General features: G+C 56.2%; 19 protein-coding genes and 1 pseudogene. 2 read left to right on the top strand and 18 right to left on the bottom strand.

Translation table 11 applies throughout. From position 1 onward, the window contains the following. Window positions 1-36 precede the first annotated feature (36 nt). The 13 genes and pseudogenes from folA to M2422_RS11220 all read right to left on the bottom strand — a co-directional run bounded on the left by folA (window position 37) and on the right by M2422_RS11220 (window position 15,335). Window positions 37-516 (bottom strand): type 3 dihydrofolate reductase, encoded by a 480-nt coding sequence (gene folA / locus M2422_RS11160; RefSeq protein WP_008502023.1) that lies wholly within the window; start codon window positions 514-516, stop codon window positions 37-39. Between the two features lie 114 nt (window positions 517-630). Then, window positions 631-2,496, bottom strand: coding sequence for a glutathione-regulated potassium-efflux system protein KefC (gene kefC / locus M2422_RS11165; protein WP_064673217.1), 1,866 nt, complete (start codon window positions 2,494-2,496; stop codon window positions 631-633). Continuing rightward, a complete protein-coding gene (kefF, locus tag M2422_RS11170; protein WP_023310358.1) occupies window positions 2,489-3,019 on the bottom strand; it encodes a glutathione-regulated potassium-efflux system oxidoreductase KefF in 531 nt (176 codons plus the stop codon). The genes kefC and kefF overlap by 8 nt, the downstream gene beginning before the upstream one ends. A gap of 103 nt (window positions 3,020-3,122) precedes the next feature. After that, entirely contained in the window at window positions 3,123-3,356 is a 234-nt protein-coding gene (locus tag M2422_RS11175; RefSeq protein WP_023310357.1) for a YgdI/YgdR family lipoprotein, read from the bottom strand. Between the two features lie 138 nt (window positions 3,357-3,494). Then, window positions 3,495-6,719, bottom strand: a complete 3,225-nt coding sequence (carB, locus tag M2422_RS11180; RefSeq protein ID WP_039260850.1) for a carbamoyl-phosphate synthase large subunit — start codon at window positions 6,717-6,719, stop codon at window positions 3,495-3,497. Window positions 6,720-6,737: 18 nt separating this feature from the next. After that, the gene (carA, locus tag M2422_RS11185; RefSeq protein ID WP_010427050.1) at window positions 6,738-7,886 is read right to left on the bottom strand and encodes a glutamine-hydrolyzing carbamoyl-phosphate synthase small subunit; all 1,149 of its coding nucleotides are present in this window, start codon (window positions 7,884-7,886) and stop codon (window positions 6,738-6,740) included. A gap of 453 nt (window positions 7,887-8,339) precedes the next feature. Further along, the gene (gene dapB / locus M2422_RS11190; RefSeq protein WP_047060183.1) at window positions 8,340-9,161 is read right to left on the bottom strand and encodes a 4-hydroxy-tetrahydrodipicolinate reductase; all 822 of its coding nucleotides are present in this window, start codon (window positions 9,159-9,161) and stop codon (window positions 8,340-8,342) included. Window positions 9,162-9,366: 205 nt separating this feature from the next. Beyond that, window positions 9,367-10,317 carry a 4-hydroxy-3-methylbut-2-enyl diphosphate reductase gene (gene ispH, locus M2422_RS11195; RefSeq protein ID WP_033144603.1) on the bottom strand — a complete coding sequence of 317 codons (951 nt, stop codon included), beginning with the start codon at window positions 10,315-10,317 and terminating at the stop codon, window positions 9,367-9,369. A gap of 1 nt (window position 10,318) precedes the next feature. Beyond that, window positions 10,319-10,768, bottom strand: coding sequence for an FKBP-type peptidyl-prolyl cis-trans isomerase (gene fkpB, locus M2422_RS11200; protein ID WP_003856450.1), 450 nt, complete (start codon window positions 10,766-10,768; stop codon window positions 10,319-10,321). Window positions 10,769-10,820: 52 nt separating this feature from the next. Beyond that, on the bottom strand, window positions 10,821-11,321 hold the full coding sequence (gene lspA / locus M2422_RS11205) for a signal peptidase II (RefSeq protein ID WP_064673216.1): 501 nt from the start codon (window positions 11,319-11,321) through the stop codon (window positions 10,821-10,823). Next, window positions 11,321-14,137, bottom strand: a complete 2,817-nt coding sequence (gene ileS, locus M2422_RS11210; RefSeq protein ID WP_064673215.1) for an isoleucine--tRNA ligase — start codon at window positions 14,135-14,137, stop codon at window positions 11,321-11,323. The genes lspA and ileS overlap by 1 nt, the downstream gene beginning before the upstream one ends. Before the next feature lie 45 nt (window positions 14,138-14,182). Further along, a complete protein-coding gene (gene ribF / locus M2422_RS11215; protein WP_023310350.1) occupies window positions 14,183-15,109 on the bottom strand; it encodes a bifunctional riboflavin kinase/FAD synthetase in 927 nt (308 codons plus the stop codon). A gap of 7 nt (window positions 15,110-15,116) precedes the next feature. Further along, a pseudogene (locus M2422_RS11220) lies at window positions 15,117-15,335 on the bottom strand (DUF2575 domain-containing protein). Between the two features lie 101 nt (window positions 15,336-15,436). Here M2422_RS11220 and rpsT point away from each other — a divergent pair. Continuing rightward, window positions 15,437-15,700 carry a 30S ribosomal protein S20 gene (gene rpsT / locus M2422_RS11225; RefSeq protein WP_003856458.1) on the top strand — a complete coding sequence of 88 codons (264 nt, stop codon included), beginning with the start codon at window positions 15,437-15,439 and terminating at the stop codon, window positions 15,698-15,700. 57 nt (window positions 15,701-15,757) lie between these two features. Here rpsT and nhaR read toward each other — a convergent pair whose 3' ends face one another. From nhaR to dnaK, 4 genes are all read right to left on the bottom strand, one after another. Next, window positions 15,758-16,657 carry a transcriptional activator NhaR gene (nhaR, locus tag M2422_RS11230; RefSeq protein WP_033144600.1) on the bottom strand — a complete coding sequence of 300 codons (900 nt, stop codon included), beginning with the start codon at window positions 16,655-16,657 and terminating at the stop codon, window positions 15,758-15,760. A gap of 57 nt (window positions 16,658-16,714) precedes the next feature. Continuing rightward, complete coding sequence (gene nhaA, locus M2422_RS11235) at window positions 16,715-17,890, bottom strand: Na+/H+ antiporter NhaA (RefSeq protein ID WP_039260856.1); 1,176 nt, start codon at window positions 17,888-17,890, stop codon at window positions 16,715-16,717. A gap of 172 nt (window positions 17,891-18,062) precedes the next feature. Continuing rightward, window positions 18,063-19,208 (bottom strand): molecular chaperone DnaJ, encoded by a 1,146-nt coding sequence (gene dnaJ, locus M2422_RS11240; RefSeq protein WP_023310347.1) that lies wholly within the window; start codon window positions 19,206-19,208, stop codon window positions 18,063-18,065. A gap of 87 nt (window positions 19,209-19,295) precedes the next feature. Then, complete coding sequence (gene dnaK / locus M2422_RS11245; RefSeq protein WP_023310346.1) at window positions 19,296-21,209, bottom strand: molecular chaperone DnaK; 1,914 nt, start codon at window positions 21,207-21,209, stop codon at window positions 19,296-19,298. A gap of 296 nt (window positions 21,210-21,505) precedes the next feature. Between dnaK and satP the strand changes: the two genes are divergently transcribed. After that, the gene (gene satP / locus M2422_RS11250; RefSeq protein WP_064673214.1) at window positions 21,506-22,072 is read left to right on the top strand and encodes an acetate uptake transporter; all 567 of its coding nucleotides are present in this window, start codon (window positions 21,506-21,508) and stop codon (window positions 22,070-22,072) included. Here satP and M2422_RS11255 read toward each other — a convergent pair. Further along, on the bottom strand, window positions 22,049-23,371 hold the full coding sequence (locus M2422_RS11255) for an MFS transporter (RefSeq protein ID WP_213787696.1): 1,323 nt from the start codon (window positions 23,369-23,371) through the stop codon (window positions 22,049-22,051). The genes satP and M2422_RS11255 overlap by 24 nt on opposite strands. Between the last annotated feature and the right edge of the window lie 68 nt (window positions 23,372-23,439).

Below are 23,439 nucleotides of genomic sequence, written 5' to 3' on the forward strand. Positions count from 1 at the left end.
GTTATTCCCTCTCCCGGCCGGGAGAGGGAAAATCACTTAACGACGTTCCAGAATCTCGAAGCAGTAGCTGTGGGAGTTCTGTGCATCCGCATCGTGGAATTCGCTGAATACCGATTCCCACTCGTCCGGATCGTAGTCCGGGAAATGAGTATCCCCTTCCACTTCTGCATCAATGTGGGTCAGATACAGCTTCTGCGCTTTTGGCAGGAACTGCTCGTACACGCGCCCACCGCCAATCACCATGATCTCTTCGGCATTGCCGCATGCAGCAATCGCCTCGTCTACTGATTTTACCCATTCGACGCGATCGTCAGTGCCCGGCTGGCTGCTGATAACGATATTCTTACGGCCCGGCAATGGACGACCAATCGACTCCCAGGTCAGGCGGCCCATCACTACCGGCTTGTTTAACGTAGTACGTTTAAACCATGCGAGATCGGCAGGCAGGTTCCACGGCATGGCATTTTCCATACCGATAACGCGGTCCACCGCCAGCGCTGCAATCAGACTGATCATTGAAAATTTCCCGGATGCAAAAAATTGCCGCCACTATACGGAAAGCTTAATCTTTCGTCGACTGGCGGCAGGGTAAAGATAAAGAAATTTTTTAATATTGCTGGCAACTCCACTTCACGCGGAAGGTTTACTCTCGGGCTCGTCAGCCGGATCGCCGGTATGCTTGCCCTCTTCCGTGCCCTGCCAGCCATGGCGCTGGATCAGCGACAGGTGGTTACGGTCCTCGTTAATGATTTCCGTCAGCATCGCGCTGGTGCGTTTGAACACCGCCGCACGCTCGGTGGCCGTACTGCCGGCCATCGCCGCCATCTCTTCGACCATCTCGGTATTAAAGCGGCGGAACAGGTCTGCCCGTTCGCGTGCTTCATACGCGCCAAGTCCCAGGTTTTCCAGCGCCATGCGGCCAGACTTCAGCGCACCTTCGAAGGTTTCACGCTCCGGCGCGTCTACGCCCGCCTGCCGCAGCCGGATGTAGTGATCCACATCGCGCGCGCGGGAGATAATAGTCAGCGCCGGGAAATGCTCTTTTACCAGCTCCACCATCTGCATGCTGGTTTCCGGATCGTCAATGGCGTTAATCAACACCTCGGCTTTTGCCGCCCCGGCGGATTCCAGCAGATCGACGCGGGTTGCATCCCCGTAAAACACCTTCATATCAAATTTACGCAGGGTATCGACATGGTCGGGGTCGTGATCGAGGATGACCATTTTCACCCCGCTCGACAGCAGTAAACGACCCACGATCTGCCCGTAGCGGCCAAATCCGGCGATGATGACGCGCGGCTGCTCCTCGTCGATCTCATCGGCCTCGCGCTCCTGCCCGCTGTCCGATTTTTCCAGGCGCGTCAGCACCACCAGCAGCACAGGCGTCGCCGCCATCGACAGGGCGACCGCCAGCGTCAGCGCTTTCGCCCACTCGGGATCGAGCACGTTTGCCATCTGCGCGGCGCCAAAGACCACGAACGCAAATTCACTCCCCTGCCCCAGCAGCACGGCGAACCAGCGGCGCTGCCTGCCCGGCACGTTCAGTGGGCGAGCAATCAGCCACAGCATCACCATTTTAATGACCAGGAAGCCGACGAGCAGGATGACGATCCGCAGCGGGTGCGTCACCAGCGTACCGAAGTCGACGGACATCCCGACTCCGATGAAAAACAGTCCCAGCAGCAACCCTTTGAACGGCTCGATATCGCTTTCCAGCGCGTGACGGTATTCAGAGCTCGCCAGCAGAACGCCTGCGAGGAACGCCCCCATCGCCATCGACAGCCCGGCCTCCTCCAGCAGCAGACCGAAGCCAAACACCAGGAACAGCGCCACGGCGCTGAACACTTCGCGCAGGCCAGAGCGGGCGACAAACCGCAGCAGCGGGCGGGTCACGTAGCGGCCAAGCACCACCACCAGCGCCAGCGCGCCCGCCACCTTCAGTGCCGACAGCGCGAAAGCGCCCAGCGTGGTAGAGGAACCGCTGGCCGCCAGCAGCGGGATCATCGCCACCAGCGGGATAGCGGCAATGTCCTGGAACAGCAGCACCGAGAACGCGCTGCGTCCCATCTGGGAGACCGTCAGATTTCGCTCGTTCATCGCCTGCATGGCAATGGCCGTTGAGGAGAGCGCCAGCGTCATGCCGATGAGCTCTGCCACTTTCCAGTCCATTCCTAACAGGATGCAGAACCCGCCCAGCAGCAGGCCGCAGGCCACCATCTGCAGCGCGCCGCCGCCAAATACCGAGGCGCGAAGCTTCCACAGCCGCTGCGGGTCGAGCTCCAGGCCAATCACAAACAGCATCAGCACCACGCCAATTTCAGCGAAATGGAGAATCGCCTCGGCATCCGTGACCAGTCGAAAGCCCCACGGCCCAATGACGCAGCCCGCAATCAGGTAGCCGAGCACCGAACCCAGCCCCAGGCGGACCGCCACGGGCACAATCAGCGCCGCCGCGCCGAGGTAAATCAGCGCCTCTATCAGCGTATGGCTATCCATGGTGCGTCTCCTGCCACTCAAGTAAGCGTTGTTTATAATGGCGAGCCTGCGCCTGCAGCGTTTCATCGTCGCAAACAAACGTGCAGTGCATCGCAAACGGCGGGAGCCAGTTCAGACCGCAATAGAGCGCAGTCGCCTGCAGCGGCTGCGCCAGGACGTCAAAACCCGGGAAGGAACCGATATCAAAATGGCTTTCCCCACCGCCGGTGGTGACCGCCCACATCAGGCTTTTTCCTTTTAGCGCATTGCCGTTGTGGCCATACGCCCAGCCGTGGGAGAAGACTTTATCAATCCACAGCTTCAGGAGCGGGGGCGTACTGTACCACTGCATTGGATGCTGCCAGATAATCAGATCGGCACGGGAAAGCGCCTCCTGTTCGGCGGCGATATCGATATTAAAATCGGGATAAAGTTGATAGAGGGAACGTATCTCTACGTTATCAAGCGTCCTTACCTGCTCAAGCATCCGCTTATTCGCATGCGAGTGCTGCGGATAAGGATGGGCATAAATTATCAGAATCATTGATTAGCCTGTTGTTACTGCTTTCTTTTAACAAAAGAGTGTAGTCAGTAATTCAACAGGCTAATAGTGAATATTATTGACGGGCTTACGTCAGAATTCTGAATTAGTTATCCAGCTCGCCCATGGATTTCACCTGGTCACGGTTGATCTGCTCGGTTTGACCGGTTTCGGCGTTTTTGTACGACACCAGACCGGTATCGTCATCCACCTGAGGTTTGCCGTCGGTGACAATGGTTTTGCCATCGGTGGTTTTTACGGCCTGATTAGACGAACAGCCCGCAACGGTAAACATTGTCGTGGCAGCCAGAACGGAAGCGATCAGTAATTTATTTTGCATGGTGTTTTCCCCTGCTCTCAGTTGAATTTCGTTATCGACCTAACCATTTTAGGCTAACTGACTGAAAGCGGATGAAAAACCAGAAGGTTCTGAAGATGGGAGAATGCCCGGCAGCCGAACGGCACCGGGCATTTTTACTTATTTGCTAATCTGCGCGTGCATTTCCTGCACTGAAATCACCTTCTCGGTGGCATCCGCGTTCAGCGCCATGGCCGTTGCGAAACCGCCGTTCAGGGTGGTGTCGTAGTGCACTTTGTACTGCAGCGCGCTGCGACGAATCAGCTTGGAGTCTTCAATCGCCTGGCGGCCTGCGGTGGTGTTGATGATGTAGGTGTATTCGCCATTCTTGATACGGTCCTGAATGTGCGGACGACCTTCATGCACCTTGTTCACCAGACGCGGGTTGATGCCGGCTTCGCCCAGCACAATCGCGGTACCGTGGGTCGCGTCCAGCTCGAAGCCCTGTTTCAGCAGCTTGGCGGCCAGGTCAACCACGCGCTCTTTGTCGCCTTCGCGAACGGAGAGCAGCGCACGGCCTGATTTTCTCATGGTGGAGCTACTGCCCAGCTGCGCCTTCGCGAACGCTTCTGCGAAGGTGCGGCCCACGCCCATCACTTCCCCGGTAGAGCGCATTTCTGGCCCTAACAGCGGGTCAACGCCCGGGAATTTATTGAACGGCAGCACCACTTCTTTCACCGAGTAGTACGGTGGAATGATCTCTTTGGTCACGCCCTGCTGCGCCAGCGTCTGGCCCGCCATCACGCGCGCCGCCACTTTCGCCAGCGGTACGCCGGTGGCTTTGGAGACGAACGGTACGGTACGCGCCGCACGCGGGTTGACTTCAATCAGGTAGACTTCGTTGTCTTTCACCGCGAACTGGACGTTCATCAGACCGCGAACCTGCAGCTCAAAGGCCAGCTTCTGCACCTGCTGGCGCATCACGTCCTGAATCTCCTGGCTCAGGGTGTACGCTGGCAGAGAACAGGCGGAGTCGCCGGAGTGCACGCCTGCCTGCTCGATATGCTCCATGATGCCGCCAATCAGCACCATTTCGCCATCGCAGATGGCGTCAACGTCCACTTCAACCGCGTCGTCGAGGAAGCGGTCGAGCAGCACTGGCGCATCGTTGGAGACGCTCACCGCAGTCTGGAAGTAGCGACGCAGGTCGGCTTCGTCATACACGATTTCCATCGCGCGGCCGCCCAGCACGTAGGAAGGACGCACCACCAGCGGGTAGCCAATCTCTTTCGCCTTCTCAACGGCCATTTCAATGGCGGTGACGGTGGCGTTCGCCGGCTGTTTCAGCTTCAGACGGTCAACCGCCTGCTGGAAACGCTCGCGGTCTTCCGCACGGTCAATCGCGTCCGGGCTGGTGCCGATAACCGGCACGCCTGCTGCTTCCAGCGCGCGCGCCAGCTTCAGCGGGGTCTGGCCGCCGTACTGCACGATAACGCCTTTTGGCTTCTCGATGCGCACGATTTCCAGCACGTCTTCCAGGGTAACCGGCTCGAAGTAGAGGCGGTCAGAGGTGTCGTAGTCGGTAGAAACCGTTTCCGGGTTACAGTTGACCATGATGGTCTCGTAACCGTCTTCGCGCAGCGCCAGCGAGGCGTGTACGCAGCAGTAGTCGAACTCAATGCCCTGGCCGATACGGTTTGGACCGCCGCCCAGCACCATAATCTTGTCGCGGTCGACGGACGGGTTCGCTTCGCACTCGTCTTCATAGGTGGAGTACATGTAGGCGGTGTCGGTCGAGAATTCAGCCGCACAGGTGTCCACGCGCTTGTAGACCGGGTGCAGGTCGTACTGGTCGCGCAGCTTGCGGATTTCCGCTTCACGCACGCCCGCCAGCTTAGCCAGACGCGCATCGGCGAAGCCTTTGCGCTTCAGCACGCGCAGGAAGTCAGCGTCCAGGCCGTTGATGCCCAGCTCCGCGACCTGTTCTTCCAGACGCACCAGCTCTTCAATCTGCACCAGGAACCAGCGGTCGATGTTGGTCAGATTGAACACGCCGTCGACGGAGAGGCCCGCACGGAAGGCATCGGCGATATACCAGATACGCTCTGCGCCCGCGTCTTTCAGCTCGCGGCGGATTTTGGTCAGCGCTTCCGGGTCGTCCAGGCTCACTTTCGGGTCGAAGCCGGTCGCGCCCACCTCGAGGCCGCGCAGCGCTTTCTGCAGGGATTCCTGCTGCGTGCGGCCAATCGCCATCACTTCACCGACAGATTTCATCTGGGTGGTCAGACGGTCGTTCGCGCCTGCGAATTTCTCGAAGTTGAAGCGTGGAATTTTGGTCACAACGTAGTCGATGGACGGCTCGAAGGACGCAGGGGTGCGGCCACCGGTGATGTCGTTCATCAGCTCGTCGAGGGTGTAACCCACCGCCAGCTTCGCCGCCACTTTCGCAATCGGGAAGCCGGTCGCTTTAGAGGCCAGCGCGGAGGAACGGGACACGCGCGGGTTCATTTCGATAACAATCAGACGGCCGGTTTTCGGGTTCACCGAGAACTGCACGTTAGAACCGCCGGTTTCCACGCCGATTTCACGCAGTACCGCCATCGAGGCGTTACGCATGATTTGATACTCTTTGTCGGTCAGGGTCTGGGCTGGCGCAACGGTGATGGAGTCGCCGGTGTGGATACCCATCGCATCGAAGTTTTCGATGGAGCAGACGATGATGCAGTTGTCGTTTTTATCACGCACCACTTCCATCTCGTACTCTTTCCAGCCAATCAGCGATTCATCAATCAGCAGCTCTTTGGTTGGAGAGAGATCCAGACCGCGTTCGCAAATCTCTTCGAACTCTTCGCGGTTGTAGGCGATGCCGCCGCCGGTGCCGCCCATGGTGAACGATGGACGGATGATGCACGGATAGCCCACGTCAGCCGCGACGGCCAGCGCTTCTTCCATGTTGTGTGCGATACCGGAACGCGCGGTGTCGAGGCCGATTTTCTTCATCGCCACGTCGAAGCGGCGACGGTCTTCTGCTTTATCAATCGCGTCGGCGGTCGCACCAATCATTGTCACGCCGAACTCTTCCAGCACGCCCTGACGCTCCAGCTCCAGCGCACAGTTCAGCGCCGTCTGGCCGCCCATGGTTGGCAGCACCGCGTCCGGACGCTCTTTCTCGATGATTTTACGTACCACTTCCCAGTGAATCGGCTCGATGTAGGTTGCATCAGCCATTTCCGGGTCGGTCATGATGGTTGCCGGGTTAGAGTTTACCAGGATTACGCGGTAACCCTCTTCACGCAGGGCTTTACACGCCTGCGCGCCGGAGTAGTCGAATTCGCAGGCCTGGCCGATGACGATCGGGCCAGCGCCAAGGATCAGGATGCTTTTTATGTCTGTACGTTTTGGCATTGTCTTCTCGGCTCCTGATTATTTAGCGGTCTTACGGTATTGCTCGATAAGTTCGATGAAGTGATCGAACAGCGGCGCGGCGTCGTGTGGGCCCGGGCTGGCTTCCGGGTGACCCTGGAAGCTGAAAGCTGGCTTATCGGTGCGATGAATCCCCTGCAGGGTGCCATCAAACAGCGACTTATGGGTCACGCGCAGGTTAGCCGGCATCGAGGCTTCATCGACGGCAAAGCCGTGGTTCTGCGCGGTGATCATCACCGTGTTGTTATCGATGTCTTTCACCGGGTGGTTACCACCGTGGTGGCCGAACTTCATCTTAACGGTGTTCGCACCGCTCGCCAGCGCCAGCAGCTGATGGCCGAGGCAGATGCCGAATACCGGGATGTCGGTTTCCAGGAAGGACTTGATGGCGGCGATGGCGTAATCGCACGGCGCCGGGTCGCCAGGGCCGTTGGACAGGAAAATACCGTCCGGATTCATCTTCAGCACGTCTTCGGCAGACGTTTGTGCCGGAACTACCGTCAGGCGGCAGCCGCGGTCAACCAGCATGCGCAGGATGTTGCGCTTGGCGCCGAAATCGTAGGCCACCACGTGGAACGGCAGCTCGCTCTCTTTTTTCGCTTCCGGCAGGTCGCCTTCCAGCGTCCAGCTACCCTGAGTCCAGCTGTAGGCTTCAGCGGTCGTCACTTCTTTCGCCAGGTCCATGCCGTTCAGGCCCGGGAAGGCTTTCGCTTTTTCCAGCGCCAGCGTCGCATCGAGGTTATCACCCGCGATAATGCAGCCGTTCTGTGCACCCTTCTCGCGCAGCAGACGCGTTAACTTACGGGTATCGATATCGGCAATCGCCACGATGTTATGGCGCTTAAGGTAAGAAGAGAGGTCTTCGGTATTGCGGAAGTTGCTGGCAATCAGCGGCAGGTCGCGGATGACCAGGCCTTGCGCATGTACCTGAGAAGATTCTTCGTCAGCCGCATTGGTGCCGACATTGCCGATATGAGGATAAGTAAGAGTAACGATTTGGCGAGAATAGGAAGGATCAGTGAGGATTTCTTGATAACCGGTCATTGAAGTATTGAAAACGACTTCCCCAACCGCCGAACCCGTTGCCCCTATGGCCCGACCGATAAACTGGGTTCCGTCTTCCAGAACCAATAGCGCTGACTTAATCAAAACACCCTCCAGAGAATATTCACTCACTTTATTTGCATATTAATTCATAGCATGTCATGGATCAATGCAAATGTGTTGCCAGCGGATTTTTGGCAAACGGCGGCATTCTGGGGATTTGGTGGGTAAAAGTCAACTTAAAACGGATATTTTGTTTACTCTTTTGCAAGTCTGGCGAGTGGAATGCGGCTTAAGCGACAAAAAGATCAGGTAAATCACTGCGGAAAACGCTTGCGCGCCTGGTTTAATGAAAAATGAGATGGTGCAGCACTATAAAGTAGACCAGATGGTCAAAATTTACATTTCAGTAACGTTAAAACGCCACAAGAGATAGATATTTAGAGACTTAAACAAAAATACGCTATAAAACAGACAAAATAAAAGGGCAATAAAATATTGCCCTATGCAATCAAATAATTACGACTGCAATAACCACATCACGATGGGTAATAATGCTTACAAATTGTTGAGATCGAGCACATCTCGCATATCAAAAAGGCCGTTTTTCTTGTTTTTAAGCCACAAAGCAGAGCGTACGGCGCCGTTGGCAAACGTCATTCGGCTGGAGGCTTTATGCGTAATTTCGACACGTTCACCAATATCGGCGAACATCGCCGTATGTTCGCCGACGATGTCACCCGCTCGCACGGTTGCAAAGCCAATAGTGCCCGGCACGCGTTCGCCGGTGTAACCTTCGCGGGTATAGACCGCGCAGTCTTTTAAGTCTTTATCAAGTGCATGAGCAATCGCTTCGCCCATCGCCAGCGCCGTACCCGATGGCGCATCAACCTTGTAACGGTGGTGAGCTTCTACGATCTCAATATCGGTATAGTTGCCCATCACCTTCGCGGCCTTCTCCAGCAGCTTCAGCATGACGTTAACGCCCACGCTGAAGTTTGCCGCGAAGACAATCGCAATCTCTTTTGATGCATCCTGGATAGCCTGCTTGCCCGCATCGTCAAAACCGGTGGTGCCGATCACCATCCCCTTGCCGTGCTGACGACAAAACGCCAGATGCGCGAGCGTCCCTTCCGGGCGGGTAAAATCGATGAATACATCGAAGTCCTCTTTTACCGCCTCCAGGCTGCTTTGCACGGTAACGCCCGTGTGGCCTGCGCCCGCCAGCTCACCGGCATCGGTCCCCAGAAGTGAAGAGCCTTCACGCTCCAGAGCCGCGCCAAGCGCGACGCCATCCATCTGAAGTGCCGCCTGAATAAGCTGACGGCCCATACGTCCACCCGCGCCCGCAATGGCGACACGGATCTGTGCATCATGCATAGTTATTCTCTTACGTTAAAATGATGTAAACCGTTTTCAGATTAACCAGCCTTGAGAAGCACTGCCAACTGAAAACACCGATAATTAGAATTTAACGTGAAACCGACTTAAATATCAGTAAAAGACATGATTTTGTCGTCACGATAAAGTAACGGGTAAAAAAAAGGCCAGCACAGGAGGTGCTGGCCTTTCATCAGAAAAAGGACTATTCGACTTCGCGGGCGTCGATGCGCAGTTCTTTCGGGACTTCAAAAACGATGTTTTCTTCACGTCCTTCCAGCGGCACCGCTTCGCCACCGCCCAGTTCCTGCAAACGAGAAATGACGTTCTGTACCAGAATATCTGGCGCAGACGCCCCGGCCGTCACGCCGACACATGCCGCGTGCTTAACCCACGCCTCCTGAATATCCGACGCGTCATCAATCAGGAAAGCCGCTTTCCCCATGCGTTGCGCCAGTTCGGCCAGACGGTTTGAGTTAGACGAGTTTTTGGAGCCGACTACCAGCACCACATCCGCCTTTTCAGCCAGTGCGCGCACCGCTTCCTGACGGTTAGTGGTCGCGTAGCAGATATCATCCTTACGCGGGCCAACGATTTTCGGGAAGCGCTGACGCAGCGCGTCAATCACGTCTGAAGTATCGTCTACGGAGAGCGTTGTCTGGGTCATAAACGACAGACGGGCTTCATTTTTCACGTTCAGCGTAAAGACATCTTCAGGCGACTCAACCAGATACATCCCTCCTTCCGGGTTACTGTACTGGCCCATGGTGCCTTCGACTTCCGGATGACCGGCATGGCCAATCAGAATCGACTCTTCACCACGACGGCTGGCGCGAGCCACTTCCATATGCACTTTTGTCACCAGCGGGCAGGTGGCATCGAATACGGTCAGATCGCGGCTTTTCGCTTCGTTACGTACCGCCTGAGAGACGCCGTGCGCGGAGAAGATCAGGATCGCACCGTCCGGCACTTCGCTGATTTGTTCAATGAAGATGGCTCCGCGCTCGCGCAGGCTGTCGACCACGTAGCGGTTGTGCACCACTTCGTGACGTACATAAATCGGCGCGCCGTAAATCTCCAGCGCGTTTTCAACAATGCTGATAGCGCGGTCTACACCGGCGCAGAAGCCGCGCGGGTTAGCCAACAGGATCTGCATTTCAGGCCTCCAGTGCAGGATCGATTTCCAGCACTTCAACATCAAAATGAACGGTACGCCCGGCAAGCGGATGGTTGAAGTCAACGGTAATAGAGTCGCCGTTGATCTCGCGGATCACGCCAGGCATTTCGCTGCCGTCCATAGCGGTAAAGAGCATAATCGCTCCGATCTCCGGTTCACCCGCGTCCATAAACTCGCGGCGCGAGAAATACTGGATCAGGTCCGGACTCGGCACGCCAAACGCGGCATCCGGCTCCAGCGAAAAGGCTTTTTTCTCACCCTCTTTCAGGCCCAGAAGCTGCTGCTCAAGACCTTCAGACAGGGAGGTATCGCCAAGACGAAACAGGGCCGGTTTGCCGTTATTGCGGGTGGATTCGGCCGTGGAGCCGTCATCCAGCTTCAGCGTGAAGTGAACGAGAACCGCGCTGTTGCTCTGTACGGATTTAGACATGCAAATTGCTCGCTTGTTTTGCCCGGTAGCATTACGCCACCGGGCGAGTGTGTTACGCCTGCTCTTTCACGGCCGGTTTAGGCAAGAAGCCTTCCAGCACGATTAACGCCGCACCGATACAAATTGCCGTATCGGCAAGGTTAAAGGTCGCGAAGTGCCAGTCGCCGACGTAGAAGTCGATCATATCAACCACAAAGCCGTGCCACAGGCGGTCAAACAGGTTGCCCAGCGCGCCGCCAATGATCAGCGCGTAGGCAATGTTATTCAGCTTTTGCGTGGCCTTCGAGCGGTACATCAGCACCGCGAGGATCACGCAGATACCGAGAGCGATACCCGCAAAGAACCAGCGCTGCCAGCCACCGCTGTCGGCAAGGAAACTAAACGCTGCGCCGTAGTTACGCGCGTAGTGCAGGTTAAGCGACGGGAATAGCGGAACCGTCTCCCCCAGAGCGAAATTCTGGAGGATCAGGAACTTGCTGCCCAGATCGATAATCAGCACCACCACAACCAGCCATAGCCAGCGCAGTCCTGTTGAACAGAGAGTTTTACTCATCAGGCAAACTTACGTTTTTCGCCGTCACCGGCGACGTTGCTTACACAGCGTCCGCAGATGTCTGCGTGTTCCGCCACCTGGCCAACATCGGTGGTGTAATGCCAGCAACGCGGGCATTTCTCACCGTCGGCTTTGCTCAGCGCGACTTTCAGTCCTTTGAGCAGTTCGCTCTGCTGAGCATCAGCAGAAGCATCGGCATAATCCGCAACTTTCGCACCGGAGGTCAACAGGACAAATCGTAATTCATCGCCCAGCGCCGTCAGCTTCGCCGCCAGCTCCGGTTCGGCATACAGCGTAACTGCCGCTTCCAGAGAGCCGCCGACTTTCTTGTCCGCGCGCGCCTGCTCGATAACCTTGTTCACTTCGCCACGCACTTTGAGCAGCTCGTCCCAGAAGGCATCGTTCATCGCTTCGGTGCTGGAGAGATCGAACAGACCTTCGTACCACTCGCCCGTGAACACATACTTCTCACGGTCGCCCGGCAGGTAGCCCCAGATTTCATCCGCGGTGAAGGACATGATCGGCGCCATCCAGCGCACCAGCGCTTCTGCGATGTGGAACAGCGCGGTCTGGCAGCTACGACGCGCCACGCTGTCCGCTTTCGCGGTGTACTGGCGGTCTTTGATGATGTCGAGGTAGAACGAGCCCATCTCGATGGAGCAGAAGCGCATCAGGCGCTGCACCACTTCGTGGAAGTCGTAAGACTCATAGGCTTTCAGGATATCTTCCTGCGCCGCTTTCGCGCAGCCTACCGCCCAGCGGTCCAGCACCACCATCTCTTCCGGTTTCACCATGTCTTTTGCCGGATCGAACCCGTTCAGGTTCGCCAGCAGGAAGCGCGCGGTGTTACGGATACGACGATAGCTGTCGGCAGCACGCTTCAGGATCTCGTCAGACACCGCCATTTCGCCGGTGTAATCGGTAGAGGCCACCCACAGACGCAGAATGTCTGCGCCCAGCTTGTTCATCACATCCTGCGGAGAAACGGTGTTACCGATAGATTTGGACATCTTACGGCCCTGACCATCCACGGTGAAGCCGTGAGTCAGTACCTGACGGTAAGGCGCTTTACCCTTCATGGCGGTGGAGATCATCAGAGATGACATGAACCAGCCGCGGTGTTGGTCAGACCCTTCCAGATACATATCGGCAGCGTGACCGGCAAATTCCGGACGCACGTCAACCACGGAGGAGTGGGTAGACCCGGAGTCGAACCACACGTCCAGGGTATCCGGCACTTTCTCGTAGTTGTCTGCGTCAGCGCCCAGGATGTCGCGGGAGTCGAGATCCCACCACGCCTGAATGCCGTCAACTTCGACGCGCTTCGCCACTTCTTCCATCAGTTCCAGGGTGTTCGGGTGCAGCTCCTGCGTCTCTTTATGTACGAACAGAGACATCGGCACTCCCCAGGTACGCTGACGGGAGATACACCAGTCAGGACGGTTAGCCACCATGGATTCGATACGCGCCTGGCCCCAGTCAGGGATCCACTGCACGCCTTTGATCTCTTTCAGAGACTGCTCGCGCAGGCCTTTCTGATCCATGCTGACGAACCACTGCGGGGTCGCACGGAAGATGATCGGGGTTTTGTGACGCCAGCAGCACGGATAGCTGTGCTGCATTTTTTCAACGTGCAGCAGCGCGCCGCTGGTGCGCAGCATGTCGACGATGATGTCGTTCGCCTTGAAGACGTTGATACCGTCTAGCGCCGGATAGGTGCCTGGCAGGTAAGATCCGTCCGGGCCAACCGGGTTAGCGATTTCCAGACCGTACTTCAGGCTGATGTTGTAGTCGTCAGGACCATGGCCACCGGCGGTATGCACCGCACCGGTACCCGCTTCCAGCGTCACGTGGTCGCCCAGGATCGCCGGAACGTCGAAGTCCAGGAACGGGTGTTTGAAGCGCATCAGCTCCAGCGCGTCGCCTTTCACGGTGCCCAGCACGGTGTAGTCGGTGATATGCGCGCGCTTCAGCACGCTCTCAACCAGATCTTTCGCCAGGATAACCGCCTGACCGTCAATCTGCACCAGCGCGTATTCGAACTCACCGGACAGGGAGATCGCACGGTTGGCCGGCAGGGTCCACGGGGTGGTGGTCCAGATCACCAGAGAGATCGGGCCGTTTACCGAGGAGACGCCAAATTTAGCTTTCACCGCATCCTGATCGACGGCATGGAACGCCACGTCGATAGATGGAGAGGTTTTGTCGTAATACTCAACTTCCGCTTCTGCCAGCGCAGAGCGGCAGTCCACGCACCAGTGCACCGGCTTAGCGCCTTTGTGCAGGTGGCCGTTACCGATGATTTTACCCAGCGCACGGATGATGTTGGCTTCAGTTTTGAAGTCCATGGTCAGGTACGGGTGCGACCAGTCGCCCAGCACGCCCAGACGGATGAAGTCAGCACGCTGACCGTCAACCTGCGTGGCTGCGTATTCGCGGCACTTCGCACGGAACTCGGCGGCGGTGAACTTCTCACCCGGCTTGCCGAACTCTTGCTCCACTTTAAGCTCGATTGGCAGACCGTGGCAGTCCCAGCCCGGAACATAAGGCGAGTCGTATCCCGTGAGGCCTTTGGACTTCACGATAATGTCTTTCAGAATCTTGTTAACCGAGTGACCAATATGAATGCTGCCATTCGCATATGGAGGGCCATCATGCAGAATGAAGGTTTTTTTGCCTTTTTTGGCTGCACGAATGATGCCGTACAGGTCATCATCGGTCCAACGCGCCAGCATTCCCGGTTCGCGCTTGGCGAGATCGCCGCGCATCGGGAACCCTGTTTCCGGCAAATTCAGGGTTGATTTATAGTCACTCATCAGATTCTCGGTTCCGTATTTATCACGTAGGCAGTTAAGCCGGGTTCAAAGCCCAAAAAACTCGCGGGCCGTCAATTCATCTCGCGCAATTTGCGCTTTTAGTTCATCCAGCGAACCAAATCGCTGCTCGTTGCGTATTTTTTTACGCAGTATCACATCTATATGGCGACCATAGAGGTCCATTACAACGTCCAGCAGGTGCACTTCTAACTGTTGACGCACACCGGCGACGGTCGGACGCGTGCCAATGTTGGCGACGCCGTAGAACGGCTTATCGCCCAGTCCTGCCACTTCCACCGCATACACCCCTTTAACCGGGGAAACCTGACGACGCAGCGGTATATTCGCCGTCGGGAAGCCTATCGTGCGGCCCAGCGCATCGCCATGGACCACGCGGCCAGAGATGGTGAACGGATGGCCCAGCAGGGTTTCTGCCGTGTCCAGGTCATCATTAGCCAGCGCCTGACGCACCGCCGTGCTGCTGACGCGCACGCCGCCTTCGCAGAAGGTCATCGCGCTGGTGACGTCAAATCCATACTCCAGACCAGCCTTCTGTAATAGCAAGAAATCGCCCTGACGACCAGCGCCAAAGCGGAAATCATCGCCCACGGCAAGAAACTGTACGCCAAGACGCTTAACCAGCAGGTCGCTGACGAAATTTTGTGCTGTCAGCGCGGCAAAGCGACGATCGAAACGTAAACACAATACATAGTCCACGCCGGACTCCGCCAGATAGCGCAATTTCTCGCGCAGGCGAGTGAGTCGGGCGGGAGATTTATCGCCCGCGAACAGCTCCAGCGGCTGCGGCTCGAAAATCATCACTACAACGGGCAGGCCACGGGCCTCCCCTTCTTTCCGCAATCCCTGCAACAGCGCCTGATGACCACGATGCACGCCGTCGAAATTACCAATAGTCAGCACGCACCCGTGTGGCGCGCTGCTGAGATTATGTATGCCGCGTATCAGCTTCATGTCTGGCTCAAAACAGTGAAAATCGCCAAAGTATACCTTGTACAGCGGTTAAGGTTAACCGGCGATTGTTCGCGCAAAACAGAAAGCCGTAATGATTTCATCAGGCTGACCTTTCGCAGCGAAAAAATCTGCTCTTGAACTGCGATTTTTATGCCGAAAGGCTGTATTCAGGGAAGACAAGCTGGTAGAATCCTGCGCCATCACTACGTAACGTAGCGTCGCTAATTAACGGCGCTTATTTGCACAAATCCATTGACAAAAGAAGGCAAAGAGGGCATATTCCTCGGCCTTTGAATTGTCCACATAGAACATATTTGGGAGTTGGACTTGGCTAATATCAAATCAGCTAAGAAACGTGCCGTTCAGTCTGAAAAGGCTCGTAAGCACAACGCAAGCCGTCGCTCTATGATGCGTACTTTCATCAAGAAAGTATACGCAGCAATCGAAGCAGGCGACAAAGCTGCAGCGCAGAACGCATTTAACGAAATGCAACCAATCGTGGATCGTCAGGCTGCTAAAGGTCTGATCCACAAAAACAAAGCAGCGCGTCATAAAGCAAACCTGACCGCGCAGATCAACAAACTGGCTTAATCGCTACTTGTTGTTGCTTGTTTAAAGAACCCGCTTAACGCGGGTTTTTTTATGCCTTCAGATTGCCGGTGGCGTAAACAGCGCCGAGTAGTCACGGTTGCAGATTCGCTGCACCGCCGGGTGCTGAATCATTCTTTCGGCAAATATGGCGTGATACTCCTCCATCACGTTATCCACTCTGCCTATCTCCGTAATCTTGTCGTCTGAATAGAGATCGTGCGCGTACAGCGTCGGCGCAACGAAGATCGCATTATGCGCTTCGCCAAAGGCTTTCATCAGCGCCGCATCGTCGAACTCACCGAGGATTTCTACCTTCAGCCCCTGCGAATTAAACCAGTTCAGCAGCTTGCGTCCGAGCATTGAGCGTCGCCCAGGCACCAGCAGGCGACGCTCTTCCAGGCAGGCCGGGAAGGTTTTCTCCGGCGGCGGGTTGATACACCAGAAGCTCACGCCACATTCGCCAATCTTCACCGAGAACAGCCCTTCCTGCTGGGTGGAGTCAATCGGGCAGTCCGAGATAATCATGTCCAGCTTGTGCTGGCTCAGCTGTTCCAGCAGCATCTCGTGGGTGGATTCAAAGCAGCGCAGGTGGATTTGCTCATCTTCGACTACCGCCGCATCCAGCACGCCGCTCACCAGTCGCTTGGACAGCGCATCCGCCACGCCCACGTCAAAGAGCAGGTTCGACTCTTTGCGGTAGTTGACGATATCCAGCATCTCCTGGCTCAGGGTGAACATTTTGTCCGCATAGCGGAACACCAGTTCACCCAGTTCGCTGGGTTCAATCCCACGCCCCTTACGCTTGAACAGCTTCCCCTGCAGACGCTCCTCCAGGGCCTTGATTTGCCCGGTGATGGTTTGCGGCGTCAGGTAGAGCGCCTCTGCCGCCCCCACCACCGAGCCCTGTTTGTAGACGTGCCAGAAGTAGTACAGATGGTTGTAATTTAAATGAGACATCGCGTCTTCTCTCCCTGAGTGTGTATGGGAGAAGGATCGCCTCCTCCCGGTGTTCCGTTATGCCTGGACGGCCTGTCCGGACAACTTCACCTTCAACAAGGTATAACCGATTACCGCGGCCAGTAATGACCCGATGAGAATGCCGAGTTTAGCCCAGACGATAAGCTCAGGCGCATGCGTACCAAACGCCAGCGTCGAAATAAAGATCGACATCGTAAACCCGATTCCACACAGCACGCCGACGGCCATAATCTGCGAAAACGTGGTGCCATGCGGCAATGACGCAAGCTTCAGCTTCGTCGCCAGCCAGCAAAAGAGGCTAATGCCCAGCGGCTTACCGATAAACAGCCCGGCAATAATGCCCAGCGGCAGCACGGACGTCAGCCCGTCCAGCGTCACGCCGCCGAGGGAAACGCCCGCGTTGGCAAACGCAAACAGCGGCAGGATCATAAAGGCAACCCACGGGTGCAGCACGTGCTCCAGCTGTTTGGCAGGCGACTTGCCGTCCTGCGGTTTAAGCGGCACGAAGAAGCCCACAATCACGCCTGCCAGCGTGGCGTGCACGCCGGATTTAAGCACCGCCGTCCACAGCACCATCCCCACCAGGATATAGATACCGATGCGGCGAACATTGAAGATGTTCAGCAGCGCCAGCACCGCAATCGCCCCGGCGGCGACGCTCAGGGACAGGATCGACAGATCGCTGGTGTAGAACAGAGCGATAATCACAATGGCCCCCAGGTCATCGATGATCGCCAGCGCCATCAGGAAGATTTTCAGGGCCACCGGCACGCGGCTACCGAGCAGGGCTAAGACACCGAGCGCAAAGGCGATATCCGTCGCGGCCGGGATCGCCCAGCCGTCACGTGCAACAGGATCCTGCCAGGTGAACGCCAGGAAGAGCAACGCCGGAACGACCATTCCGCCAATCGCTGCGATCACCGGAAACGCCGCGCGCTGGCGACTGGCAAGCGAGCCCAGAACCAGCTCACGCTTAACCTCAAGACCCACCAGCAGGAAGAACACCGCCATCAGCGCATCGTTGATCCACAGCAGCATGTTCTTATTAATTTCCAGCGCCCCGACCTTCAGCTCAACGGGCGTTTCCAGAAATGCATGGTAGAGATCCTGCGTGATGCCAAGGTTAGCCAGCACCATCGCGGCCGCTGCGGCAATAATCAGGATCACGCCACCGGACGCCTCACTGCTAAAGAAACGGTGTAGTAATTTCATTTAAGTTCTCTCTTTTACAACAATACCTCGATAAAACCATAATACCAAGCCAAATAGCTCGGCAAAAACAGATTAATATTGAGTATAGACTCAGTTTAACCGAGCTATACGCGCAAATAAAAAAGCCCGGAATCGCTTCCGGGCTTTGAGAAGATGAAAACCAGCTAACGAATCAGCGAGTCAAATCATCGAAGAATTTTTTGACGCCATCGAAGAAGCTTTTGGAACGCGGGCTGTTTTTCTCACCCGTCGGGCCGCCAAAGCTTTCCTGCAGCTCTTTCAGCAGCTGTTTCTGCTTGTCGTTCAGGCCAACCGGCGTTTCCACGACGACGCGGCACAGCAGGTCGCCCTGGGCGCCACCGCGAACGGATTTAACGCCTTTCCCGCGCATGCGGAACAGCTTGCCGGTCTGGGTTTCCCCAGGCACTTTCAGGTTCACGCGACCGTCCAGCGTAGGCACTTCGATTTCACCACCGAGTGCCGCCATCGCGAAATTGATCGGCACTTCGCAGTACAGGTTATTACCTTCACGCTCGAAGATGGCGTGCTGTTTCACCTGAACCTGAACGTACAGATCGCCTGCCGGTGCACCGTGCTCGCCAGCTTCGCCCTCGCCCGCCAGACGGATGCGGTCGCCCGTATCGACGCCAGCCGGGATCTTAACGGACAGAGTTTTGGTTTTCTCAACGCGGCCGTGCCCGTGGCATTTGGTGCATGGATCTTTAATCAGCGTGCCGCGACCGTGACAGTGAGGACAGGCCTGCTGTACCGCGAAGAAGCCCTGGCGCATCTGTACCTGACCAGAGCCGTGACAGGTTGGACAGGTCTGAGGCTGTGTGCCCGCTTTCGCGCCGCTGCCGTGGCAAACGTCACACTCTTCCAGCGTCGGGATACGGATCTCTTTGGTTACGCCGCGAACGGCCTCTTCCAGCGTCAGCTCCATGTTGTAGCGCAGGTCCGCGCCGCGCGCCGCGCGCTGACGACCACGGCCGCCGCCGAAGATGTCGCCAAATACATCGCCAAAGATATCGCTGAAGTCAGCGCCGCCGCCAAAGCCGCCGCCGCCGAACCCACCGCCGCCCATGCCGCCCTGTTCAAAGGCTGCATGACCGTACTGGTCATAGGCCGCACGTTTTTGTGCATCGGTCAGGACTTCGTAGGCTTCTTTGATCTCTTTAAATTTGGCTTCAGCCTCTTTGTCACCCTGGTTACGGTCCGGGTGGAATTTCATGGCCAGGCGCTTGTACGCCTTTTTGATTTCACGCTCTTCCGCAGTTTTCGGAACGCCTAAAATCTCGTAATAGTCTTGCTTTGCCATTGGTTTTTTTAAGCCCCTTAACATGCGAGCACGGGCGTGGAGAGTTCTCCTACGCCCGTGCCGATTAATTACCCTGCATCAGGGCGATTATTTTTTATCTTTAACTTCTTCGAACTCAGCGTCGACAACGTCGTCGTCTTTCGCGTTGTTCGCCGAAGCGTCAGCGCCCGCCTGCTGTTGAGCGTGCTGCTGCTGAGCGATTTCCATCAGCTTCTGAGAAGCCTGCGCCAGTTCCTGCATCTTCGCTTCGATGTCCGCTTTGTCTTCACCTTTCAGTGAGGATTCCAGCGCACTCAGTGCAGCTTCGATAGCAGTCTTGTCTTCCGCTGGCAGTTTATCGCCTGCTTCTTCAACCTGCTTACGAGTGCTGTGCAGCAGATGGTCACCCTGGTTGCGAGTCTGAACCAGCTCTTCGAACTTACGGTCGGATTCCGCGTTAGCTTCGGCATCGCGAACCATTTTTTCGATTTCCGCTTCGTTCAGGCCAGAAGATGCCTTGATGGTGATCTTCTGCTCTTTACCGCTGTTTTTGTCTTTCGCAGACACGTGCAGGATACCGTCAGCATCGATGTCGAAGGTGACTTCGATCTGCGGCATGCCGCGCGGTGCCGGGTTAATACCGTCCAGGTTGAACTGACCCAGAGATTTGTTATCCGCCGCACGCTTACGCTCACCCTGAATCACATGGATGGTTACCGCAGACTGGTTGTCTTCAGCGGTAGAGAACACTTGGCTGTGTTTCGTTGGGATGGTGGTGTTTTTGTTGATGAGCGCAGTCATCACACCGCCCATGGTTTCGATACCCAGAGACAGCGGGGTAACGTCCAGCAGCAGTACGTCTTTAACTTCACCGGTCAGTACGCCACCCTGAACCGCAGCGCCGATTGCGACCGCTTCGTCCGGGTTAACGTCTTTACGTGGCTCTTTACCAAAGAACTCAGCCACTTTCTTCTGAACCATTGGCATACGCGTCTGACCACCGACCAGGATAACGTCCTGGATATCGGATACGGACAGGCCAGCGTCCTGCAGGGCAACTTTCAGCGGCTCGATTGAACGGTTCACCAGGTCTTCTACCAGGCTTTCCAGTTTCGCACGGGTCACTTTGATGTTCATGTGTTTAGGACCGGTCGCGTCTGCAGTGATGTACGGCAGGTTCACGTCGGTCTGCTGAGCGGAAGACAGCTCGATCTTCGCTTTCTCAGCGGCTTCTTTCAGGCGCTGCATGGCCAGCGGGTCGTTACGCAGGTCAATGCCCTGATCTTTCTTGAACTCGTCAACGAGGTAGTTGATCAGACGGGTATCGAAGTCTTCACCGCCCAGGTGGGTATCACCGTTGGTTGCCAGAACTTCGAAGGTTTTTTCGCCATCAACTTCGTCGATTTCGATAATAGAGATATCGAAAGTACCACCACCCAGGTCGTAAACCGCGATAGTACGGTTGCCAACTTCTTTATCCAGACCGTAAGCCAGTGCAGCAGCGGTTGGTTCGTTGATGATACGTTTTACTTCCAGACCTGCGATACGGCCAGCATCTTTGGTTGCCTGACGCTGAGCATCGTTGAAGTAGGCAGGTACGGTGATAACAGCTTCAGTTACCGGCTCACCCAGGTAATCTTCAGCGGTTTTCTTCATTTTTTTCAGCACTTCAGCAGAAATCTGCGGTGGTGCAGTTTTGGTGCCTTTCACATCAAGCCATGCATCGCCGTTATCTGCCGCGATGATTTTGTAAGGCATGATGGAAACGTCACGCTGAACTTCTTCGTCCTGGAAGCGGCGGCCGATCAGGCGTTTAATCGCAAACAGGGTGTTTTGCGGGTTTGTCACTGCCTGACGTTTAGCCGGCTGACCAACCAGAGTTTCACCATCCTGGGTATAAGCAATGATAGAAGGCGTGGTGCGATCGCCCTCGGCGTTCTCCAGCACGCGTGCAGTAGTGCCATCCATAATCGCTACACAAGAGTTGGTAGTACCCAGGTCGATACCAATAATTTTACCCATCTAAACGTCTCCACTAAAAATTCAGTCAACATGTGGTTGTGTACCTGTAATAAGGGCAGAACGTGCTTTTTCAACTGCCCAGATTTGATTTTTTTCAGGTCCACACACTGCGGTTGACTACAAGATGGGGTCGCGACGGCATCCATCAAGGGGCAAGCATAAAAAAAATTTTAATTTCACCCTGATGAGATCATAGACGCCATCGATTGCGCCCATTATGATGCCGCGCCCAGTCAGGGAGTACTGACGCGGGTTTAACCATTTCACCATATTAATGATGATTTTTTTGAGGACTTATGGGCAACACTAAGTTGGCTAATCCGGCTCCGCTGGGCCTGATGGGTTTTGGCATGACCACTATCCTGCTGAACCTGCACAATATCGGGATGTTCCCGATGGATGGCATCATCCTGGCGATGGGCATTTTTTACGGCGGTATCGCGCAAATCTTCGCGGGCCTGCTGGAATATAAGAAAGGCAATACCTTCGGCTTAACCGCCTTCACCTCTTACGGTTCTTTCTGGCTGACCCTGGTTGCCATTCTGCTGCTGCCTAAAATGGGCATGGCTGACGCGGCAAACGCCCACTTCCTGGGCGTTTACCTGGGCCTGTGGGGCATCTTCACCCTGTTCATGTTCTTCGGTACCCTGAAAGGTAACCGCATGCTGCAGTTCGTTTTCCTGAGCCTGACCGTGCTGTTCGCCCTGCTGGCGATCGGTCACCTGGTGGATAACGAAGGCATCGTTCATGTTGCAGGCTGGATTGGTCTGGTTTGCGGCGCAAGCGCTATCTACCTCGCAATGGGTGAAGTGCTGAACGAGCAGTTTGACCGCACCATTCTACCGATTGGTGAAAAACACTGATCCCTCTGTCGTGTCCGCTTCGCGGGCACGACATCCCTTCATCTGCCCCAGCCAAATCCCTAATCCCAGCCCCATCAACGAGAGCGCGAGTACATACCAGGCTGGCGCCATCGGCGACACGCCCATCAGCACCGTCACCGCAATCGGCGTCAGCCCGCCGAAAATGGCATATGAGACGTTGTAAGAGAACGAGATCCCGGTGAAGCGTACTTCCGGCGGGAAAGCTCGCACCATGACGTAAGGCACAGCACCCACTACGCCCACGCACAGCCCTACCACGCCGTACAGCAGGAACAGCTGTTCAGGATGACTGCCCGCAAGATGGTAAAACGCCCAGCTTGATGCGGCCAGTAACAGGCTGCCGACGATAAAGGTAACGCTGGCGCCGAAACGATCTGCCGCCAGCCCGGCGGCCAGACAGCCAAAGCAGAGCATGATTGTCGCGATACTGTTCGCCTGTAACGTCACGGCAGGGGCGAAACCGTACTGCTTTTGCAGCCACACCGGGGACATCAATATCACCACCACAATGCCCGCCGAAAGCAGCCAGGTGAGCAGCATCGACACCACCACCGCTTTTTTATGACGTACCACGACCGCCTTCACCGGCAGCTCCTGCGCCAGCGCTTTGCGCTGCTGCATCTCGAGGAAAATCGGCGTCTCCTGCAGCCAGCGGCGCAGGTACATCGCGACCAGACCAAACGCCCCGCCCAGCAGGAACGGAATACGCCAGCCCCAGTCATGCACGGCCTGCTGCGTCATGCTGGTGTTTACAATTGTCGCGACGACGGAACCGAGCAAAATCCCTACCGTTAAGCCCGCGGTTAAGGTTCCGCAGGCGATTCCAATGCGGCGCGCCGGAACATGCTCCGCGACAAACACCCACGCGCCCGGCACTTCACCGCCAATCGCCGCGCCCTGAAGAACGCGCATCAGCAACAGCAGCAACGGAGCGAGAATGCCCATCGAGGCATAGGTGGGCAGCAGACCAATAGCCAGCGTCGGCACGGCCATCAGCAGGATGCTAAGGGTAAACATCTTCTTACGCCCGACCAGATCGCCAAAGTGGGCCATGATAATGCCACCCAGCGGACGCGCCAGATACCCGGCGGCAAAAATGCCGAAGGTTTGCACCTGACGCAGCCATTCCGGGATATCCGCCGGGAAGAAGAGTTCTCCCACCACGGCGGCAAAGAAAACAAAGATGATGAAGTCGTAAAACTCCAGCGCGCCGCCTAAGGCCGCGAGCGTGAGAGTTTTGTAGTCCTGTCGATTCAGAGGTCGGGTGTTATGTGACATAGCGAACCATTTGCGTATATTGTGGATTTATTTTTACAGCAATCGTAAAGAAAAAATTACTATACCGT

Origin of the sequence: Enterobacter sp. SLBN-59, from assembly GCF_024807915.1 — a bacterium.
GTDB classification, from domain to species: domain Bacteria; phylum Pseudomonadota; class Gammaproteobacteria; order Enterobacterales; family Enterobacteriaceae; genus Enterobacter; species Enterobacter asburiae_B.